At 73.9% G+C, this 19,721-nt stretch carries 15 protein-coding genes; 2 read left to right on the top strand and 13 right to left on the bottom strand.

All coding sequences use genetic code 11. The features are described 5' to 3' along the window. Positions 1-98: 98 nt before the first annotated feature. On the top strand, positions 99-2,102 hold the full coding sequence (locus ACT4N7_RS24230) for a hypothetical protein (protein ID WP_444831136.1): 2,004 nt from the start codon (positions 99-101) through the stop codon (positions 2,100-2,102). Positions 2,103-2,721: 619 nt separating this feature from the next. On the opposite strand, the gene ACT4N7_RS24225 is transcribed toward ACT4N7_RS24230, so the two are convergent. Genes ACT4N7_RS24225 through ACT4N7_RS24215 form a run of 3 tightly spaced genes read right to left on the bottom strand, consistent with a single transcriptional unit; the run spans position 2,722 to position 6,785 of the window. Next, the gene (locus ACT4N7_RS24225; protein ID WP_444831135.1) at positions 2,722-5,112 is read right to left on the bottom strand and encodes a [protein-PII] uridylyltransferase; all 2,391 of its coding nucleotides are present in this window, start codon (positions 5,110-5,112) and stop codon (positions 2,722-2,724) included. Positions 5,113-5,115: 3 nt separating this feature from the next. Beyond that, on the bottom strand, positions 5,116-5,454 hold the full coding sequence (locus ACT4N7_RS24220; RefSeq protein WP_444831134.1) for a P-II family nitrogen regulator: 339 nt from the start codon (positions 5,452-5,454) through the stop codon (positions 5,116-5,118). Between the two features lie 5 nt (positions 5,455-5,459). Beyond that, complete coding sequence (locus tag ACT4N7_RS24215) at positions 5,460-6,785, bottom strand: ammonium transporter (protein WP_444831157.1); 1,326 nt, start codon at positions 6,783-6,785, stop codon at positions 5,460-5,462. Positions 6,786-7,064: 279 nt separating this feature from the next. On the opposite strand from ACT4N7_RS24215, the gene ACT4N7_RS24210 reads away from it, so the two are divergent. Continuing rightward, on the top strand, positions 7,065-7,739 hold the full coding sequence (locus ACT4N7_RS24210) for a (2Fe-2S)-binding protein (RefSeq protein WP_444831133.1): 675 nt from the start codon (positions 7,065-7,067) through the stop codon (positions 7,737-7,739). A 55-nt stretch (positions 7,740-7,794) separates the two neighbouring features. Here the strand turns inward: ACT4N7_RS24210 and alc are convergent, their stop codons facing one another. From alc to ACT4N7_RS24160, 10 genes are all read right to left on the bottom strand, one after another. Beyond that, on the bottom strand, positions 7,795-8,805 hold the full coding sequence (gene alc, locus ACT4N7_RS24205; RefSeq protein WP_444831132.1) for an allantoicase: 1,011 nt from the start codon (positions 8,803-8,805) through the stop codon (positions 7,795-7,797). Further along, on the bottom strand, positions 8,802-10,115 hold the full coding sequence (gene allB / locus ACT4N7_RS24200; protein ID WP_444831131.1) for an allantoinase AllB: 1,314 nt from the start codon (positions 10,113-10,115) through the stop codon (positions 8,802-8,804). Before allB ends, alc begins: the two co-directional genes overlap by 4 nt. Further along, a complete protein-coding gene (locus ACT4N7_RS24195) occupies positions 10,112-11,344 on the bottom strand; it encodes a DUF6986 family protein (RefSeq protein ID WP_444831130.1) in 1,233 nt (410 codons plus the stop codon). The genes allB and ACT4N7_RS24195 overlap by 4 nt, the downstream gene beginning before the upstream one ends. A gap of 1 nt (position 11,345) precedes the next feature. Beyond that, entirely contained in the window at positions 11,346-12,914 is a 1,569-nt protein-coding gene (gene aceB / locus ACT4N7_RS24190) for a malate synthase A (RefSeq protein WP_444831129.1), read from the bottom strand. Between the two features lie 29 nt (positions 12,915-12,943). Continuing rightward, positions 12,944-13,600, bottom strand: a complete 657-nt coding sequence (locus ACT4N7_RS24185; protein WP_444831128.1) for a response regulator — start codon at positions 13,598-13,600, stop codon at positions 12,944-12,946. After that, complete coding sequence (locus ACT4N7_RS24180) at positions 13,597-14,253, bottom strand: sensor histidine kinase (protein ID WP_444831127.1); 657 nt, start codon at positions 14,251-14,253, stop codon at positions 13,597-13,599. Before ACT4N7_RS24180 ends, ACT4N7_RS24185 begins: the two co-directional genes overlap by 4 nt. Before the next feature lie 66 nt (positions 14,254-14,319). Continuing rightward, positions 14,320-14,934 (bottom strand): class F sortase, encoded by a 615-nt coding sequence (locus ACT4N7_RS24175; protein WP_444831126.1) that lies wholly within the window; start codon positions 14,932-14,934, stop codon positions 14,320-14,322. After that, the gene (locus ACT4N7_RS24170; RefSeq protein WP_444831125.1) at positions 14,931-15,755 is read right to left on the bottom strand and encodes a DUF4397 domain-containing protein; all 825 of its coding nucleotides are present in this window, start codon (positions 15,753-15,755) and stop codon (positions 14,931-14,933) included. The genes ACT4N7_RS24175 and ACT4N7_RS24170 overlap by 4 nt, the downstream gene beginning before the upstream one ends. Positions 15,756-15,765: 10 nt before the next feature. Then, the gene (locus ACT4N7_RS24165; protein ID WP_444831124.1) at positions 15,766-18,882 is read right to left on the bottom strand and encodes a glycosyltransferase; all 3,117 of its coding nucleotides are present in this window, start codon (positions 18,880-18,882) and stop codon (positions 15,766-15,768) included. Positions 18,883-19,013: 131 nt separating this feature from the next. Next, positions 19,014-19,685 (bottom strand): LuxR C-terminal-related transcriptional regulator, encoded by a 672-nt coding sequence (locus tag ACT4N7_RS24160; RefSeq protein WP_444831123.1) that lies wholly within the window; start codon positions 19,683-19,685, stop codon positions 19,014-19,016. Positions 19,686-19,721 lie beyond the last annotated feature (36 nt).

Genomic DNA, 19,721 nt, shown 5'->3' with positions numbered 1-19,721 from the left:
CGCGTGAAAGTCGAGGTCAACTCCGATCTCGAACAATTGTCGGACCCCGGTGATAGCTTCGGCGCCTGATCAAGTCGAACACCCTGGGGGGTGGCAAAGTGAGTCAAGCCGAGGTCGATGTCACGGTGCCGTCCGCCGTGGGCGCGAGCCGGTTGGCCGCCGCGGCGGCGGTGGTCCTGGGTGTGGCGGTGATCGCGGGCTTCAACGCCGTGCCGAACACGGGCGCGCGGTTCGCGCTGCTGCTTGTGGTGATCGGCCTGGGCGTGGCGACGTTCGCCGTCGCGGCGCGCCCGTACGGCCGGTACGCCGACGCCATCGGCGCGCGGGTGCTGCGCGGGATCGGGGGCGCCGCGGTGCTCCTCGGCGCCTACCTCACCGGCCCGCTGCTGGTCGCCACGGCCACCCCCGAGCGGTTCGGTTCCGACCCGGCGCCCTCGCCGACCACGCTGGTGGTGCTGACGTATCTGCCGCCCGCGCTCGCCCTGGTGTGGTTGGCGGTCAAGGACATCCGGGCTGGGGTCGTCGGGCTGGGTCTCGTCGTGCCGACGGTGGCGTTGACCGTGCTGGTGCTGGCCGAGGTGGGGCCGCTGACGGTCACATTGGCCATGCTGGCCCTCGCCATCGCGGGGGCGGTCGTTGCGGCGGCGGGTACGGCTGGGTCGGCGTGGAGTGTGCTGGGAACGGTGACGGGCGCGCTGTCGGCGTCCGCGGCGGTCGGCACGGGCGTCCAGCCGCTGGGCTCGCTCACCGCGGCGGACCTGGTGCGCACCGAGTCGGCGGGCACGCTGGGCACGGGCATGCAGGTCGTGGTGATCGTCGCGGGGCTGGGCATCGCGGGGCTGCTGGCGCTGCTCGCGGTGCTGCGCCGGGACGCCACGGGTGGCGTGCTCGCGGCTGCCGCGCTGATGGTGCCGCCGGTGGCCTTCCTGCTCGCCACCCTGGACCCGAACCCGGACCTCGACGCGCCTCGGCTGGCGTTGGCGGCGGTGCCGGTGCTGGCCGCTGTCGGGGCGGTGCTCGCGCTGCGGGTGCCCTCGTTACGCCGGCGGGCCGACGGCCTCGCGCGCAGGTTGCGACCGGGCGGGGCGACCTCGGCGCAGGCGCTCGCCGCCGTGGCGGGCTTGGCGACAGTGGCGTTCGCCGCGCAGGCCGTGCCGGTGCTCGGCTGGGACGACCGGGTCCAGGGCATGGTCACGCTGGTGCTGCTGGCGGGCGCGGCGGTGCTCGCCTTGCGGCTGCCCGGGGTGCCGGGTGCGCTGCTGGCCGGGGCCACGTTGGTGGCGCTCGCGCTGGCGTCGCCCTGGCGAAGGCTGGTGGTGGGGCCGGTGGACGTGCGCGCCGACCCGTACGAGCACCTCTCGCTCACGGTCGGCATCGGGCTCGTGGTGGCGGTCGCGGCCACCGTGGTGCTGCTGCGCGGACACCCACATCCCGGCGTCGCGGCTGCCGGGGCATACCTGCTGCTGGGCACGGTCGCGCTGCAACTGTGGGCGCTGCTGCGGCCCGCGGGCCGTGCGCTGGTGCGGGACGATCCGGCCGGCCCGGTGGCGGTGCTGATCGTGCCGCTGCTGCTGCTCGGCTTACCCGCGGCCGTCGTCGCGCTGCGTGCGCGAACGGCTCGGGGAGTCCGAAGTGGACAGGCCGTGCTCGCGGTGGTGCTGGCGGCGGGCGGTTTCGCGCTGCTGGGCCTGCTGGCGCAGACCTACACGTCGGTGGACTCGGCCTACCAGAGCACGCTCTCGCTGAGCCTGGCCACCCTCACCCCCACCGATGCCCTGGCCGTGTCGCGATTAATCGGCGACCCGGGCACCAACCTGGTACTCGGCGTCGGCGCACTGCTGCTGCTCGCGATAGTGGCCGTGCAGACGACAGTGCGCGCATCGAGCAGTGCCCTCACCGCCGCGACACTGCTCGTGGTCGTGGCGGCCACCCAGGCGGGTCTCGGCGCCGCACTGACCGCGGGCGGCATCGAGACCTTCGACGCGATCCAATGGACCACGCTCGCACTCGGCGCGGCACTGGCCTCGTCGGCGATGGTGGCCGCCAGAACGCCACCAACGCCGAGCCGTGAATCGGCGGGGAATGCGGCACCGGAGGGCTGAGGCACCTCGGACTGACACCTCGGGGCCGCGGGGGACCCGCCGCGCTCGATCGATCGCTGGTGCCCGGAACCGCTCCGGGGCCGTTGCCACGGGCGTGCCAAGTCACCCGGGGCTATGGACCGCAAGGCCGAGTCACGATCAACCGGAACCACCGCCGGGCAGGCTCCTACGAGACTGAACCACCGGAACCACCGCCGAGTCGGCACCACCAGGCACGCACCCACCGGGCTCAACCACCCCGAACCGACACCAACCCCGCCGAATTCACCACCGGGCCGCCATCGGTCTGGCTCAACCACCGGCTGGAAACCGGCCAAGGCACGGCCGGGCCGCGCCGGCCGCTGAATCGCGTGGCAAGCCGTGCTCCTGAGCGGTGAATCACCGGGATGGGGCCCGACCCCTCGACGGACCCCTTCCCGGCATCAGTCCCGGCGGGCAGGCGATCCGTCCCCCGCGTGTCCGCTCGACCCCCAGTCACGTGCGGTCCCCTGCGGGTTCTCCCTGGTTCGCCTGCCCGGCGGAACAACACCAAGATTGCCCGCCTGCGGTGGTTCGGCACAGTGTGATGGCCCGTGAGTGGGCCTGAGTAGTACTACTCAACCCGCGATGGGGAGGTCCCTCACCGGCTCGCGCGCAGGACCGCGTGCTCGATCGTGTGCCGCCAATCCGGCGCGGTGCCCTCGGTGAAGCCGAACGAGTCCACGGCGGACCCGCCCATGGTCGCCACCCGCGTCCACAGCACGTCCACGCCGCAATTCTCCAGGGCGTCGGCGACGCTGTGCAGCAGGCCGATGCGGTCGGCGGCGCGCAGTTCCAGCACCACCGCGCCGGACTTCGGGCCGCCCGCCTCGTGGTCGAACCAGAGCACCCGGGGCTCGGGCGCGTCGACGGCGCGGCCGCCGTAGTCGCGCTCCTTGGCGGCCAGTTTCTCGGCCAGCGGCAGCGATCCTGACATGGCGCGGACGAACTGCTCGCGCAGCAGCGCCGTGTCGGGCATGGCGCCGAAGCGGGGCGACACCGCGAACACGCCGACGGCGACGCCCGCGTGGGTGCCGACCGTGGCGGCGTGGACTTCGAGCGAATTGAGCGCCAGCACCCCGGCGGCGCGCGAGAGCACGCCGGGGACGTCCTTCGCGACCAGCGTGATCGACGCGAGCCTGCCGTTGCCGTCGACCAGGATGTCGGGTCGGCCGGACTCGGCGACCGAGGTCGCGAGGACGCGCTGGGCGGCGTCCAGCGGGTCCGGGCGCGGCAGCCCTTCGCCAGCCATCGACGCGCGGCACCGAGCGACGAGGTCGTTGGTGAGCGCGGCCTTCCAGTCCGTCCAGACGCCGGGGCCGGTGGCGAGGGAGTCGGCCTCGGTGAGGGCGTGCAGCAGTTCGAGCAGCACCGGGTCGCCGTCGAGGGTCTCGACGACGCGCCGCACGGTGCTTTCGTCCTCCACGTCGCGTCGGGTGGCGGTGTGCGGCAGCAGCAGGTGGTGGCGCACCATCGCGGACAGCGTGTCGACGTCCTCTTTGGACAGTCCGAGCCGGTGGCCGACCTGGGTGGCCAGCGCGGCGCCGACAATCGAGTGGTCCTGGTCGCGGCCCTTGCCGATGTCGTGCAGCAGCGCGCCGATGAGCAGCAGGTCGGGCCGCGACACCGAGGTGACCATCCGCGACGCGTTGACAGTGGCCTGCACCAGGTGGCGGTCGACCGTCCAGACGTGCGCGGCGTCGCGTGGCGGCAGGTCGCGCACGGCGCCCCACTCCGGGAACAGCCGGGCCCACAGGCCGGTGCGGTCGAGCGCCTCCACCACATCGGTGAGGCCCTCCCCCGCGCCCAGCAGCGCCATCAGGTCCTGGCGGACCTCGGCGGCCCACGGCGCGCGGGGCTCGGGCGCGCACTCGCTGAGCCGGGCCAGCACGACCGGCGAGATCGGGTGACCGGTGCGGCCCGCGGCGGCGGCGACGCGCAGCAGCAGGCCGGGATCCTTGGCCGGGTCGGCGTCGCGGGCGAGGGCGACCTCGCTGCCGTGCAGCACCACGCCTTCGTCGAGCGGACGGCGCTCGGGGCCACGGCGCAGCATGCCGAGCACCTTGCGGCTGGGGGTGGCCGCGCCGGTGGAGCGCAGCGCGACGTCGATGGCGTAGGCGACGGTCCGGCCCGCCCTGGACAGGGCGCGGGCCAGGGTGAACCGGTCGCCCATGCCGAGCGCGGCGGCGATCTCGTCGCCGTCCTGCGGACGCAGCACGTCGCGCGGGCGCCCGGCGATGCGGCGCAGTTCGGTGCGGGTGTCGAGCAGCAGGGTGTGCGCCTCGGCGACCTCGGCGGCGGGCCGGTCGATGAGTTGCGCCAGCGCGAGCGCGTCGAGCACGGCCAGGTCGCGCAGGCCGCCGCGGCCGTGCTTGAGATCGGGCTCGACCCAGTGCGCGACCTCGCCCGCGCGCCGCCAGCGCAGGCGCACCGACTCGATCAGCTCGCCGAGGCGCTTGCGCACCCCGGTCCGCCACTGGTCGCGTGCGGCTGTCGCGAGCCGCACGGCGATCTCGGCGTCGCCCGCCATGTGTCGGGCGTCGAGCAGGCCCATGGCGGTGCGCAGGTCGGCGGACGCGACCTCCAGCGCCTCGCCGACCGTGCGCACCGAGTGGTCCAGGCCGACACCCGAGTTCCACAGCGGGTACCAGAGCCGCTCGGCGACCTGGTCCACCGGTTTGCGGCCGTCGTGCACGAGCACCAGGTCGAGATCGGAGAACGGGACCAGCTCGCGCCTGCCGAGGCCGCCGACCGCCAGCAGCGCGACGCCCTCGCCGCGACCGCCGACCCCCGCCTGCGCGGCGTGCGCCGTCAGCCAGAACTCGTGCAGGTCGGCCAGCGCCTCCCGCAGGGCGGCGGGCGCGAGCCGGTGCCCGGACAGGCTCGCGGACCTGGTCCCCACGACCGGACCGAGCAACCGGTCGCGGGCGAGCACCAGGTCCGCCGCCGTCGGGGTGGCACCTTCCGGTGTGCCCCTGTCCCCCGTGCTCATTGGCTAGATCGCGTCCGTGCCGCGCTCTCCGGTGCGGACCCTGACCACGGTCTCGACCGGGGTGACCCAGACCTTGCCGTCGCCGATCTTGCCGGTGCGGGCCGCTTCGACGACCGCGTCGATGACCTTGTCGCTGGTCGCGTCGTCGACGAGGACCTCGATTCGGATCTTCGGCACGAAGTCGACCGAGTACTCCGCGCCGCGGTAGACCTCGGTGTGGCCCTTCTGCCTGCCGTAGCCCTGGACCTCGCTGACCGTCATGCCGAGCACGCCGACCTGCTCCAGCGCCGCCTTCACGTCATCGAGGGTGAACGGCTTGATGATCGCGGTGACGAGCTTCATGTCCGTCATCCTTCCTTGCCCGCACTTGCGGACACCTTCTGCGCCAACACATCCGCGGTCTTGCCGAGCGAGGATCCGCCGCCGCGCAGGCTGGAGAACTCGTAGCCGCTCTCGGCGTGCTCGGCCTCGTCGATGCCGGTGGCCTCGGCCTCATCGGAGACCCGGAAACCGATCGTCTTCTGGATGACGAAGGCGATGATGTACGTGGCGACGAACGAGTAGACCATGACCGCGCCCGCGGCGAGCGCCTGCTTGCCGAGCAGGCCGAAGCCGCCACCGCTGATCAGCCCGTCCTTGCCCGCGGCGTTGACGCTGGTGGTGGCGAAGACGCCGATCAGCACGGTGCCGATGAGGCCGCCGACCAGGTGCACGCCGACCACGTCGAGCGAGTCGTCGTAGCCCAGCTTGTACTTGAGGCTCACCGCGAGGGCGCAGACCACGCCTGCGACCAGACCGATGGCCAGCGCGCCGAGCGGACTGACGAAACCGCACGCCGGGGTGATCGCGACCAGGCCTGCGATGGCACCGGAGGCCGCGCCGAGGGTCGTCGGCTTGCCGTCGCGGATCTGCTCCACGATGAGCCAGCCGAGCACGGCCGTCGCGGTGGCCGCGGTGGTGGTGATGAACGCGACGCCCGCGAGGTCGCTCGCGCCGAGCGCCGAGCCCGCGTTGAAGCCGTACCAGCCGAACCACAGCAGACCGGCGCCCAGCAGGACGAACGGCAGGTTGTGCGGCCGCATGGGCTCGCGCGGCCAGCCCTTGCGCTTGCCGAGGACCAGCACCAACGCCAGGGCCGCGGCGCCCGCGTTGATGTGCACGGCCGTGCCGCCCGCGAAGTCGAGCGCGCCGAGGGTGTTGGCGATCCAGCCGCCGACGTACTCCGCGCCGGTGACGGCGTTGAAGTTGAACACCCAGTGCGCGACCGGGAAGTAGACCAGCGTCGCCCACACGCCGACGAAGATCGTCCACGCCCAGAACTTCGCGCGGTCGGCGATGGCGCCGGAGATGAGCGCGCAGGTGATGATCGCGAACATCAACTGGAAGACGATGAAGACCAGGTGCGGAATCTGGTGGCCGTCGACCCACGGTGCCGCCGGGTCGGCGGGCGCCACACCCACCAGGGTGCCGATGGTGTCCTTGAGGCCGGCGAAGTCGAGGCCGCCGACCAGGCCGCCGCCGACGTCGTTGCCGAAGGCGAGGCTGTAGCCGTAGAGCACCCACAGCACGCTGACGACGGCCAACGCGATGAAACTCATCATGAGCATGTTGAGCACGCTCTTCGCGCGCACCATGCCGCCGTAGAAGAAGGCGAGACCCGGGGTCATCAGCATGACCAACGCGGAACTCGCCAGCACCCAGGCTGTGTCTCCTGTGTTCACTACGTCCTCCCGTGAACCTATTGATTGACGCGAAGCATCCGATTGGTCTGTTTCACCGGATGGCGTCCCAGGTTTCACGGCGGTGAACTGTCGACCGGGTTGTGTTACGGCCACATTTCCAGCACCTGCGGTGCGGGGTCGACTACAGAAGCGTCCCGGTAACGTGGCCGCCGTGGGCGGACGCGGGGCGGTGTCGGACGGCGGGGGCCGGTCGGCGCGACGAGCGTCGCCATGACGGCCGACGCGCGGCAGGTGTACCGGGTGCTGAACGCGCGGTTGCCGCACCACGCGGGGGCGGCGGTGGCCGGGCTGGCGTCCGCGCCGGTCTCCGTGCTGACGGACGCCGACTGGGTGGACGCGCAGATCGTGGCGGCGGGCAAGCGGTACCGGTGCGCCGACCGGACGGTGTTGGGCGTGCTGTGGTGGTACTCGGCGAGTTCGGTGCTGCTGGCGCCGACGGTGGAGTCGCTGGTGGCGGCCGGGGTGGCGCTGGACCCGGGATCGGTGACGCTGTACCTGCACCCGGACGGGCGACCGCTGGCGGCGCGGGCTGAGGTGGTGTGCGCGGAACCGGGGCCCCGCCTGCGATCGGTGATCGGTTCGGCGGCGGCCGCGATCGCGGGGGTGACCGGTGCGCCGGAGCGGGCGCTGTGGGCGATCGCGACGGATTCGCTGGCCAATCGGGTGTTGTGGGCAGGCGGCGCGGCGGCGGACGCGGTCGGGTTGGCGGCGGCGGTGGGACCGGAACTCCCGGTGCCGCGATTCGTCTCCGTCGCCGGGCGGGCCGTGGTGCGGCGGGCCTCCTGCTGCTTGATCTACGCGGCGACCGGTGAGGCGAAATGCGTTAGCTGCCCCCGGCAGACCCCAGAGGAACGCGGACGGCGGTTGACGGCAGCCCTCGGCTGACCGTCCACAAAGGACCGTACGGGCGCACGGGCAGCAGGCATCGCCCGCGCCGGACTCACGCGGTTTCGGTGTAGTGGCGCAGGAAAGCGACTTTGCCCTGGTCGGTGAGGGAGCCGTGCAGGCGTAGCCGGGCCATGCCGCCGTCGGGGTGGATATCCAGGCGCACGTGGGTTGTCGGCTGGGAGTCCGGGATCAGCAAGCGGTGGCGGGTGTCCGGCTGGAGACGCGTGCGGGCCAGCAGGGGCGACCACGCGGCCGGGTCGTCGGGGTTGCCCGCGCAGCCGGACAGGGTGGCCCAGCCGGGGGCGTTTCCCTTGAAGTGGCTGGTGTCCAGTTCCGCCAGGCGGACGATTCCCTCACCTGCCAGCCGAACGACGACCCAGTCGTTGCCCTCGTCGCGGCGGCGGGCGGTTTCCCAGCCGTCGCCCATGACCGCGGCGAAGCCGGGGGCCAGCAGATTGCCCGGGTTGGAGTAGAACATGTTGCTGCACGCCACGACGCGGCCGCCGTGCTCCAGTGCGGCCAGGTCCATCGAGTCCAGGTCCACCAGCGCCGGGTCGGGCACGGGGTCGCCGTGCACACGCAGCCGGGCCACGCCGCCGTCGGGGTGAATGGTGAGACGGACGTGGGTGAAACGCCGCTCCGCGGTGACGTCGAACGGGTTTCGGGTGTCGCCGCGAAGATCGGCTCGTGGCACGATGGTGTGCCAGTCCGCCGCGTGCAGTTCGTCGGGGCTCGGGTAGCCGGGAACGGCGCAGGCGGACACGGTGCACGCGGGCGGGTAGTTGCCGGTGAAAAACGCCGTGTCCACCACGACTCCCCGGACCACGCCGGGCAGACCAAGGCGCACGATGGCGTGGTCGTCGCCCGGTTCGCGGCGGCGGCGGGTCTCCCAGCCGTCGTAGATCTGTCCTTTGTGGCCGAACGTCGACGGGCGGAACCCCGGCGCCGCCGCGGTGAGCAGGTTCTCCCGCTCGGCGAAAGTCTCGTCGTTGGCCCACACCACCGAGCCGCCGAACCGCCGGGATGCCAAGTCCGGCAACGTCGTCCACACCGATTCGGTCACGCGTTTCCCCTCTCCAGCAGTTCGCCGCACGGTTCCCCGGTCACCTCGACACCGCGCAGCCACGTCGACCGCACGACACCGCTGAGCCGGGTGCCGTGGTAGGCGGTGACCGGGTTGCGGTGGTGCAGCGTGGCGGCGTCCACAGTGAACTCCTCGTCCGGGGCGAGCACGCACAGGTCGGCGTCGTGGCCCGGCTCGATGGCGCCCTTGCGGCGCAGGCCGACGAGATCGGCAGGCGCGGCGGCCATCCACCGGGCCACGTCGACCAAGCCGTGGCCGCGCGCGCGGGCGCCGGTCCACACCGCGGCCAACCCCAGTTGCAGGCTCGCGATGCCGCCCCAGGCCGCGCCGAAATCGCCGGTGTCGAACCGTTTCAGCTCGGGTGTGCACGGCGAGTGGTCGCTCACCACGAGCCCGATCACCCCGTCGGCGAGGCCGCGCCAGAGGCGCTCGCGGTTGTCGGCCTCGCGGATCGGCGGGCAGCACTTGAACTCGGTGGCACCGTCGGGAACATCCTCCGCGGCGAAGGTCAGGTAGTGCGGGCACGTCTCCGCGCTGACCCCCGGCGCCGCCGCGATCGCCGCCAACGAGTCCGAAGAGGACAGATGGACCACATGGGCGCGGGCACCGGTCTCGCGCGCCGCCGCGATCAGGCCCGCGATCGCGGTGTCCTCGGCCGCGCGCGGCCGGGAGGCGAGGAAACCCTGATAGGCGCGCCCATCGGCGACCGGAGCGCGGTCGATCTCGCCGGGGTCCTCGGCGTGCGCGATCATCAGCGCGCCCAGCCCGGCCGTCACGCGCAGGTGCTCGACCAGTTCGGTGGGGTCCAGGTGACCGAACTCCTCGACGCCGGAGTCGAGCAGGAAACACTTGAAGCCGAACACACCCGCCGCGTGCAGCGCGGCCAGTTCGCCCGCGTTGCCGGGCACCGCGCCGCCCCAGAAGCCGACGTCGACGTGCACTCGGCCGTGGGCGGCGGACCGCTTGATCTCCAGCGCCCGCAGGTCCGTGGTCGGCGGCAGGCTGTTGAGCGGCATGTCCACAATGGTCGTCACGCCGCCCGCCGCGGCCGCGCGGGTCGCCGTCGGGAAGCCCTCCCAGTCGGCGCGGCCAGGGTCGTTGACGTGCACGTGAGTGTCCACCAGACCGGGCAGCAGCACCTCGTCCGGCGCGAGATCGACCACCCGGGCGTCGCCGACCGGGGCGTCGATCGGTTCCACCGCGACGATTCGGCCGTCGCGCACGCGCACACACGCGGGCACCTCGGCACCACCGGTCACGCAGCGCGCCGCACGGAAGACGACGTTCACCGGCGGTCCACCAAGGCGTCGAGATCGGCCGCGGTCAGCCCCGAGTACCCGGCCACCTCGGCGGCGGTCAGCGCGCCGCAGTCCACCGCCCGACGCAGCGACAGGGCGAGCGCGGCGGCCGTCGCGGGCTCGTCGAGCACCGACCCGCCGATCCGCCCGACGTACGCGGCGAGCCTGCGCCCGTTGGCCTCGGCGGATTCCAGGTGGAAGGCGTACACGGCGGCGTAGCGGGTGACCAACTGCGCCGGGTGCAGGTCCCAGCCCTGGTGGAAACCGTGCTCCAGCGACCGGCGCACCAGCCGGTAGTGCGTGCGCCAGCCGTGCTGGACGGCGTCGGCGTCGCCCACCGGGAGCACGTTCGAGGACCCGTCGGACAGCCGCACCCCGGTGCCCGCGGCGGACACCTGCATGGCGTGCCGGGCGAAGTCGCACGCCGGGTGCGCCAGGTGCTGCTGCGCGGCGTCGAGCCCGCAGGCGGCGGTGTAGTCGTAGGTGCCGAAGTGCAGGCCGGACACGCGGCCCTGGCCCGCGGCGATGAGACCGGGGATGGCGAAGCGGCCGGTGTGGTCGATCACCGCCTGGGTGGTCTCGATCTGGATCTCGAACCGCAGCGCCGCCGCGGCGAGTCCGAGGCGCCGCTCCAGGATGCCCAGCAGGTCCACCAGGGCCGCCACCTGTTCGGGCGCGGTGACCTTGGGGAAGGTCAGCGCGAACCCCGCGGGCACCTCGCCGAGTTCGGTGAGCACCAGGTCCAGCGTGCGAACTCCGCGCAGCAGCAACTCGGTGCTGTCGAAGGACTTCATCCGAATGCCCGCGCCGGTCAGCCGCCAGTCGGCGAGCAGCCGGGCGGCGTGCAGGGCGTCGGCGTCCTCGTCGGAGTCGGCGCGCACGCCGTAGCCGTCCTCGAAGTCGATCCGCAGGTCCTCGACCGGCTCGGCGGCGAGTTTGGCGCGGACCCGCTCGTACACCGTCGGCGCCAGTTCCGCGGGCACACCGGCGATCCCGGCCAGCGCGGCCGGGTCGGGCGCGTGTTCGTCGAGCGCGGCGAGCGCCGCGGCGCCCCACCGCGCGGGCAGGTCGGCGCGGACGCGGTCGGCGGGGACGTAGCAGGTGTGCACGGGCTGGCGGGTGCCGCGGTCGCCCGGGTACCTCCGCGCCCGCTCACTGTCTACTTCGGACAGTTCGGCGACGAGGTCGTTCACCAGGGCGCCGTCGAGGGTAGTGCGCATGTCAGATCCGCTCGTAGGCGGGCACGGTGAGAAAGTCCTGATAGTCCTGCGCCAGCGCCACTTCCGCGAACAGCTCGGCCGCGATGTCCACCTGGTCGAGGTCGGACAGCTCGGCGCGGACGTCGGCGAGGACCGCGCGGACCAGGTCGTCGGTCACCTTCGCGCCGTCGTCCAGGACCACGCCGTTGCGCACCCACTGCCAGACCAGCGAGCGGGAGATCTCGGCGGTGGCCGCGTCCTCCATCAGGTTGTGGATCGCGGCGGCGCCGTTGCCCGCGAGCCACGACACCAGGTACCGCACCCCGACGTCGACCGCGGCGCGCAGCCCGGCCGCGGTCGCCGAGCCGGGGGTCGCGGCCACGTCGAGCAGGTCGCGGGCGGTGACGACGACGTCGCCGCGGAGCCGGTCGAGCTGGTTGGGGCGCTCCCCCAGCACGCCGTCGAAGACCTCGCGGCACACCGGCACCAGGTCGGGGTGGGCGACCCACGAGCCGTCGAACCCGTCGCCCGCCTCGCGGCCCTTGTCCTCGCGCACCTTCGCCAGCGCCCGGGTGGTGACCTCGGGATCACGCCGGTTCGGGATGAACGCGGCCATCCCGCCCATCGCGAACGCGCCGCGCCGATGGCAGGTGCGCACCAGCAGTTCGGTGTAGGCGCGCATGAACGGCGCGGTCATCGTGACGCTGTCGCGGTCGGGCAGCACGAACTCCGGCCCGGCGTCGCGGAAGTACTTGATCAGGCTGAACAGGTAGTCCCAGCGACCCGCGTTGAGCCCCGCGGCGTGCTCGCGCAGCTCGTAGAGGATCTCGTCCATCTCGAACGCGGCCGGGATGGTCTCGATGAGCACGGTCGCGCGGACCGTCCCCGGCGCGATGCCGAGTTCGCGCTGGGCGTGGGTGAACACGTCGTTCCACAGCCGCGCCTCAAGGTGGCTCTCCATCTTGGGCAGGTAGTAGTACGGCCCGGCGCCCCGGTCCAGCGCGGCCTGGGCGTTGTGGAAGAAGTGCAGACCGAAGTCGACCAGCGCGCCGACCGCGCGCCTGCCGCCGACGAGCAGGTGCTTCTCGTCGAGGTGCCAGCCGCGCGGGCGGACCACGATCACCGCGGGCGTGCCGCCGGGGTGCAGCGCGTAGCGCTTGCCCTCCGGCGAGGTGAACGCGATCGTGCCGCGCACCGCGTCGTACAGGGTGACCTGGCCGGAGACCACGTTGTGCCAGTGCGGGGTGTTGGCGTCCTCCAGGTCGGCGAGCCACACCTTCGCCCCCGAGTTGAGCGCGTTGATCGCCATCTTCGGCTCGGTCGGCCCGGTGATCTCGACCCGGCGGTCGGTCAGCGCGGGCGGCGCCTGCGCGACGCGCCAGTCCGACTCGCGGATCTCGCGGGTCTCGGGCAGGAAGTCCAGCGCCCGGTCGCGCGCGGCCCGCGCCCGGCGGACCGTCCGCAGCTCCAGCAGCTCGGCGCGCCGGTCGGCGAAGGCGGCGTGCAGCCCCGCGACGAACTCCAGTGCCGCCGGGGTCAGGATCTCCGCGTCCCGCTCGACCGGGCCGCCGCGCATCTCGATGTCGACCATGGGGACCATACTGGCCCCCGGCACGCGATTCAGGTACCCGGCGCGCGGTCGCCCGCGTCGGCGAGCAGCCGGTGGCGCACCGCGAACGAGGCGGCCTCCAGCCGGGAGTGCACCCCCAGCTTGGTCAGCAGCGCCTGCACGTGGGTGCGGACCGTGGTCGTGGAGATGCCCAGTTTGCGCCGCATCAGCTCGGTGCTCGCGCCCTCGACCAGCAGCGCGAGACACTCGCGCTCGCGCGGGGTGAGGTGCGCGGCGAGCCTGCGGGCGTTGACGACCTCGGGTGAGCGCGACTGCCTGCGCGGCGCGGGCACGTCCACCACGACCTCGCCGTCGAGGGCGCGGCGCATGGCGTGCGCGAGGGCGCGGACGTTGCCGGTCTTGTGCAGGTAGCCGACCGCGCCCGAGCCGAGCGCGGTCGCCACGGCGGCCGGGTCGTCGTCCGCGGTCAACATCACGATCTTGGTGTGCGCGCTGGCGCCCGCGAGCGCGGCCAGCGCGGCGACGCCGTCGCCGTCGGCGAGGTGCCGGTCGAGCAGGCACAGGTCGGGCTGGAGCGTGCGCAGCGCGTCGAGGCAGTCCGCGACCGTTCCCGCGACGGCGCGGACGGTGAACCCGTGCTGGGCGAGCACCGCGCCCAAGGCGTCGGCGAAGACGGCGTGGTCGTCGCACAGGACCAGGTCGGTCATGTCGCCTCCGAAGGTCCGTCATAGTCCGCATCGCGCGGAAACACGACGGCGATACGCGTACCGGTGGGTAACTCGGGCTGGATGTCGATGGTGCCGCCCGCCGCCCGCACGAGGGCATCGACGATGCCGAGCCCGCGCCCGTCGCGGCCGGGCGGACCGGCGCCGAAGCCGGGTCCGTCGTCGGCGACCTCGACCGTCACCCGCCCGGCGGCCCCTTTGACCGCCACCCGCACGCGGCCCGCCTGCCCCGCCGCGCGTACCGCGTTGTCGACCAGGTTCGCCACGACCCGCCACAGCAGGGTGGCGTCCACATGCAGGTGGACGGGCTCGCCGGGGGCCAGCGCGACCGGCGCGCCGGTCGCGGCGACCACCGAGACGAACTGGCCGAGCAGCCCGTGCACGTCCACCGGCCGGTCGGTCGACGAGGTGCCGCGCACCAGGTCGAGCAGCCGCGCCACCTCCTGGGCGATCAACTCGACGCGACCGCGGGTCGCCGCGGCGAGCGTGTCGTCGGTGATGACGGACTCGGTGAGCAGGGCGACGGTGGCCAGGTTGTGGCCGAGGTCGTGCAGCAGGTCGCGCAGCGCGGCCGGGCTGTACCAGTCGGTCTGTCTTCGCCCAGTGCCCATGCGTGGGTCGTCAGGCTGGCTCATGTGCCCCCCAGGAAGATTCTCACTACGAAAGTCGGCGCCGACCCGGTTTTCGTTGCGCCGACAATCTCACCCGTTCGCGAGAACCGCCTCGACGATCACGTTGTCCTGGTAGCTGCGCACGGCTCGGTCGAACGCGCCACCACAGGTGACCAGCCGCAACTCCGGCACGGGGGTGGGCGCGTAGACCAGATCGGTGGGGAAAGCCTCCTTCGGCGCGCGCGTGGTGGATGCGACGGAGAACACAACCCGGCTGCCGTCCGCGCGGTCCACCTCGATGGTGTCGCCCGGCCGCAGGTCGCCGAGCCGGAAGAACACGCCTGGCCCCGCCCGGGAGTCGACGTGCCCGGCGAGCAGCGCGGGACCGACCGAACCGGGCGCGGGCCCGGCGGTGAACCACCCCACGGTGTCCGCCGACTCGGGCGGCACCAGCACGCCAGCGCCGTCGACGCCCAGGTCGACCAGGGTGCTGTCCACGCCGATCGCCGGGATGCGCACCCGGATCGGTCGGACCGGACCCCGGTCGACGGACTCGGTCGCCACGAACCACGTGGGCGCGGGCGGCGCCGTGGTCGGGGCGGGCGGCGCCGGATCGCGCCCCGCGCCCGCGACCCCGAACGACACCACCAGGCAGGCCGCGGCCGCGAGCGCACCGAGCGCGACCCGGATCGAGCCTGCCGTCATCCGCTGCGGCGGCGGCGGAACACCACGACGGTGAACAGCCCGCCCGCGGCACCCGCGGCGACCAGCAGGCCCAGCGTGGCGCTGAGCGCCAGGCCGCCGAACCCGGTCTCCACCCCGCCGGTCGGCACGATCTCGGCGCCCTTGGCGTCGGCCCGGACCACGGCGGTGAGCCCGCCCGCGCGTTCGAGCACCAGGATGCTGTAGACGCCGCCCGGGTCGAGCGTCACCGGCAGGTCGGTCGCGGGCGCACCCTTCGGCACCACCTGCAGCACCGTCGAGCCCGCGTCGACCAGGGTGTAGGCGGTGGCCTCGCCGAACGCGGCGCGCTCGATCACCGGCACGCCCGCCCGGTCGATGTCCAGCTCGCCCGCGTTCGGCGCCGCGTTGACCACCCGCATCCGCGCCTGGCCCGCGGGCGGCAGCGTGATGTCGTCGTCGAGCACCCGCAGCGCTAGCGTGCTGAACGCGCCGAGCCCCGCGACGGTGTACGCGCGGCCGTCGGTCGCGTCGAGCGTGGCGGTGATGACCGGCTTGCTCGACGGCGGGGCGCCCGCCGCGCGCATGGCGACGGTGTAGGTGCCGGGCTCGATCCGCTGGTACCCCGAGACGTCGCCGTAGCCGACGCCGTTCAGCTTCACCGACCAGTCCGGGCGGGCGAAGTTGGTGACGGTCACGTCCACGTTGGGCGTGTCCGGCGACAGGTGCGCGAGGCGCAGGTAGGTGCCGGTCGCCGCGTGCGCGGGTGCCACGCCCGCGATCAGCGCCGCCAGCAGGCCGACGGCCAGCAGCGCGACGAGCGAGCGTCTGGGGTTCTTGGACATGGGTTCTCCTCTATCGGGGAGGTAGTCGCGGAGCGGCATCGGTCAGGGTCGGGAGCCGCCAGGTGAGCTCGACACCTCGGGGCGTGCGGCGAACGTCGTCGGGCGCGTACGGGGGCCGCTGCGCGGCGAGCCACTCGCGCAGCGCGGCGGCGATCACCGGGTCGGCGACCGGCTTACCGTCCACTTCGGACAGCACGACGGTGCGGTGCGGGAGCCCGGAGCCGCGCTCGGCCGCCGGGTTGAGGGTCGAGGCCACGGTGATGTCGTACGTGGCGCAGATCTCGGCGAGCACGGTCATCGCCCGTAGGTCGACGCGGCCCTCGCGCAGCGCGGCGCGCACGTCCTCGGCGGCGTCGATCCGGGTGTTGCGGGCGAGTTGGGCGCCCGCCGCGGTGCGGTTGCCGTCGACGATGTAGCCCGCGCCGGTGCCGGTCAGCCGCACGGTCAGGCCGCCGAAGCGGGCCAGCGGCGGCGCCGGATCGTCCACTGTGGACACAGTGAGGTCGGCGGGCCCGCTCGGGCGGGCCCGCGCGGCGGACTGACCCGCGTCGACCAGGTCGCGGCGCAGCTCGGACCACAGCAGCGGCGGCGCCGACAGGGCGGCGGCGGGGTCGGCGGCGGCGGTGAACCAGGTGACGACGGCGCGGTGGTCGACCACGGGCGCGGACGGCGGCTGCCGCGGCGCACCCCAGGCCGCCCCGGCGAGCACGGCCAGCGCGGCGAGCGCCACCCCCGCGCGGCCCGCCACGGCGATGCCGCCCACGGGCACCCGCTCGCCGAGTTCGTGCAGGAGCAGCGTCACCACGAACAGCGCGCCCGCGAGACCGGCGGGCACCAGCGCGTCGCCACCCGGCCCGAGCAGCGCGGCGACCACGGCCGCGGCGACCACCCCGGCGGCGAGCGCCCGGGTCCGGGCGATCAGCAGGCCGCCCGCGGCGGCGACCACGCACCCGGCGAGCAGCGCCGAACGCTGCGCCCCGGGCACCGTGGCGAGCGGGACAGTGAGGACACCGAGCGCGGACAGCGCCACCCAGGCCCCGGCCCCCACCGCGAGCGCGCCGCCGATCGCCGCGGGCCACCGCCACCCGGGCAGCCGCGACCGGGCGCCCGCGCACCACACGGCCGCGCCCACGGCGAGCGGAACGACCAGCGCGGGCGCGGTCACCAGCGCGCCGGGCAGTGCCAGCACCACGACGGTGATCGGCCGCGCGTCCCGCCGGGCGACCGCCAGCCCGGTGGCGGCGGCGGCCACCGCCAGCCAGGCCGCCGCGATCACCCCGGGCCCGACCGGCACCAACGCGGCGACGACCGGCCCGCAGACGGTCGCCGCGGCCAGGGCGACGGCCACCGCGAGCGGCCGCAGCCGCAGCGTGACCGCGAACAGGATCAGGAACAGCGCCGTGCCGCCGACGGCCGCGACGGACAGCTCGCGCGCGCTGGTCAGCACGCTGCCGTAGCGGTCGAACGCCCTGGTCACCGCCCCGTAGACGACGAGTTGCAGATTGGTGGTGGCGAGCCCGGTGGGCACCGGCACCCCGTCCAGCCCCGCGACCCGGCCGAACGCGGCGTCCACGAGCGTGGGCTCGGCGGCGGTCACGGGCAGCGTCGCCGAGGTCAGCGCGACCCGGACGGTCAGCGCGGCGGCGGACAGGGCGGCCAGCGCCCAACCGAGCCCGGCGGCGGACCGGGTCCGCCACCACGGCGGCTTGGCGCTCGCCGCGGCGGGCACTGACTCGGCCGCGGTGGGGGGCACTGTCTCGGCCATGGCTTCGGGCACTGCCTCGGCACCCGCTTCTGGTGCCTGCTCGGCTGCCACGTCGAGTACCGGCTCGGCAGCGGCTTCAGGTTCCTGCTCGGCAACGGTTTCTGGTGCCTGCTCGGCTTCGGGCACTGCCACGGACACGGCTCCGGGTGTCGTCCTGGCTGCGAGTGCGACGGCGGGTGCGGTGTCGAGGGCGGGCTCGGGCGCCATGCCGCGCACCGGGCTCAGCCACGCGGCGGGCACCGGCTTGCCGAACAGCCCACGCGGCAGCGCGGCCAGCAGCACCGCGGCGTCGACGACGCGCACGGCCGAGAAGGCCAGGCCCGGCAGCAGGTAGCGGGCGTCGCGCCGCAGCAGGGCGACGAGCAGGGTCAGCACGAAGTCCGGCAGGAGCACGCCCACCAGCGCCGCCTGCCAGGTGACCAGCCCCGTCGCGAGCAGCACCGGCACCGCCACCAGCACCAGCGCGGTCACGACCTGGTCGGCCGCGTAGCCGAGCACGACGCGCGGGCGGACACCGCGGCGCAGTGCCTGCCAGAACCCCAGCGCCCACTGGCGGGTCTGCCGGAGATAGGTGCGCAGGTCGTCCGGGTCGCGGGTGCCGACGAGCGCGCCGCGCACGACCACCACGCGGCCGAGTCCGCGCCGGTAGACCTGCAGGGAGAGGTCGAAGTCGGTGATCGCGAGCCCGGTGGGGGCGACCTCCAACTCGGCCAGCGCGCTGGCCCGGACCATCCGCGCCGGACTGGGCAGCCACCGGGAGGCCTCGGCGCCCGGACGGGTGCGGGCCACCGTCAGCAGCCACTGGACCACGGCGTAGGTACGAGCCCGATAGGCGGTGAGGACCCGGCCGACCGGGGTGCGCCGAGCGGTCTCCCACTCGGTGTGCGCGTAGCCCGCGACCGCGACCACCTCGGGGTCGTCGAACAGCGGCAGCGTCCGGTCAAGGAAGCTCGGGGCCGGGCGGTGGTCGACGTCGAGGACCAGCAGGTAGGTGTAGCGGTCGGCCAGCTTGAAGCCCTCGACGCCCGCCGCGACCGCGCCCGCGCGCCCCAGCGTGGTCAGCGTCTCGGCGACGTTCACCCCGCGCGCGTGCGCCACGTCGACGGTGTTGTCGGCGGACTCGTCGGACACGACGTGGATGTCGGTGCGGGGCACCAGCCTGGCCGCGGCGTCGATGGCGGCCTCGATCTCCCCCTCGGCGTCGCGCGCGGGAATGAGCACCGCCACCTCGCCGAGCACCGGTTCACCGCGCGACACCGCGAGCGAGCCGCGCTCCCGGTCGCGGTGCAGCATGCCGAAGACGGCCCTGACGAGGAATCCGACGCCCGTTGTCAGGACGGCGAGCAGCCACGCCGGGATCATCGGCGCATCAAGCGACCGAACACCACGCCTCCACCCCCTGCTGCGGGCAGCAGTGAGTCCCTCTCGACTCCGCCCGCACCGACCGTAGGTTCCGACGAACGCGGGTGGCTCGGCCCGCTGGATGAGGCGGGCTACGTCGTCTGGACGGGATCGGGCCCGGTCGTGGCCATCCCGGCGTCGCGCGCCAGGCTGACGGCCGCCAGCCGGGAGTGCACGCCGAGTTTCGCGTACAGGCTGTGGGTGTGAGTGCGCACAGTGTTGGCGGACAGCCCCAGGCCCGCGGCGATCTCCGCACCCCGCTTGCCGTCGACCAGACAGGCCAGCACCTCGCGTTCGCGCACCGACAGCGCGTCGAGCGGCCCCTGGCCCAGGCGTGACCGGCGCGCGTCCTCGCGCAGGCCGCGCAGCACGGGACCGAGGTACTCGGGCGGATACCAGGAGTGACCGAGGCAGACGCCGCGCAACACGGCGACGAGATGCTCAGTGCTCGACTCCTTCGGGATCCAGGCGGCCACGCCCGCCCGGGCGGCGGCCACCGCGCGGATCAGGTCGTGGCTGCCGGTGAGCGCGACCAGGTGCGCGGCGGGCACGGCCGCGTGCAGCGCGTCCGCGAGGTCGCGGTCGGACTCGGGTTCGAAGACGATCACGTTCGGCCGCTCCATGGCGAGCCGGGTGTGCAGGTGCGGGTCGTCGGTGGTCGAACGGCCGAGCACCCAGAGGTCGGGCAGCCGCGACAGCCGCGCGGCGAGTGCCTCGGTCAGCAGCTCATGGTCGTCGACTAGCCAGACTCGAACGAGGTCCACACCCGACACGGTGCCCCCGGGCCACCCGGATGTCCT

This window comes from Actinokineospora sp., assembly GCF_052390155.1.
Lineage (GTDB): Bacteria > Actinomycetota > Actinomycetes > Mycobacteriales > Pseudonocardiaceae > Actinokineospora.
The sequence above is the reverse complement of the archived record's forward strand: the minus strand, read 5'-3'. Positions and strand labels throughout refer to the sequence as shown.

Excerpts from the sequence above, each read along its gene's own strand:
- ACT4N7_RS24175 (WP_444831126.1), bottom strand. The coding sequence starts at position 14,934 with ATGACGGCAGGCTCGATCCGGGTCGCGCTCGGTGCGCTCGCGGCCGCG.
- ACT4N7_RS24185 (WP_444831128.1), bottom strand. The coding sequence starts at position 13,600 with ATGACCGACCTGGTCCTGTGCGACGACCACGCCGTCTTCGCCGACGCC.
- ACT4N7_RS24220 (WP_444831134.1), bottom strand. The coding sequence starts at position 5,454 with ATGAAGCTCGTCACCGCGATCATCAAGCCGTTCACCCTCGATGACGTG.
- ACT4N7_RS24215 (WP_444831157.1), bottom strand. The coding sequence starts at position 6,785 with ATGCTGATGACCCCGGGTCTCGCCTTCTTCTACGGCGGCATGGTGCGC.
- aceB (WP_444831129.1), bottom strand. The coding sequence starts at position 12,914 with ATGGTCGACATCGAGATGCGCGGCGGCCCGGTCGAGCGGGACGCGGAG.
- ACT4N7_RS24170 (WP_444831125.1), bottom strand. The coding sequence starts at position 15,755 with ATGTCCAAGAACCCCAGACGCTCGCTCGTCGCGCTGCTGGCCGTCGGC.
- ACT4N7_RS24180 (WP_444831127.1), bottom strand. The coding sequence starts at position 14,253 with ATGAGCCAGCCTGACGACCCACGCATGGGCACTGGGCGAAGACAGACC.
- ACT4N7_RS24210 (WP_444831133.1), top strand. The coding sequence starts at position 7,065 with ATGACGGCCGACGCGCGGCAGGTGTACCGGGTGCTGAACGCGCGGTTG.
- ACT4N7_RS24225 (WP_444831135.1), bottom strand. The coding sequence starts at position 5,112 with ATGAGCACGGGGGACAGGGGCACACCGGAAGGTGCCACCCCGACGGCG.
- ACT4N7_RS24165 (WP_444831124.1), bottom strand. The coding sequence starts at position 18,882 with ATGATCCCGGCGTGGCTGCTCGCCGTCCTGACAACGGGCGTCGGATTC.
- ACT4N7_RS24195 (WP_444831130.1), bottom strand. The coding sequence starts at position 11,344 with ATGCGCACTACCCTCGACGGCGCCCTGGTGAACGACCTCGTCGCCGAA.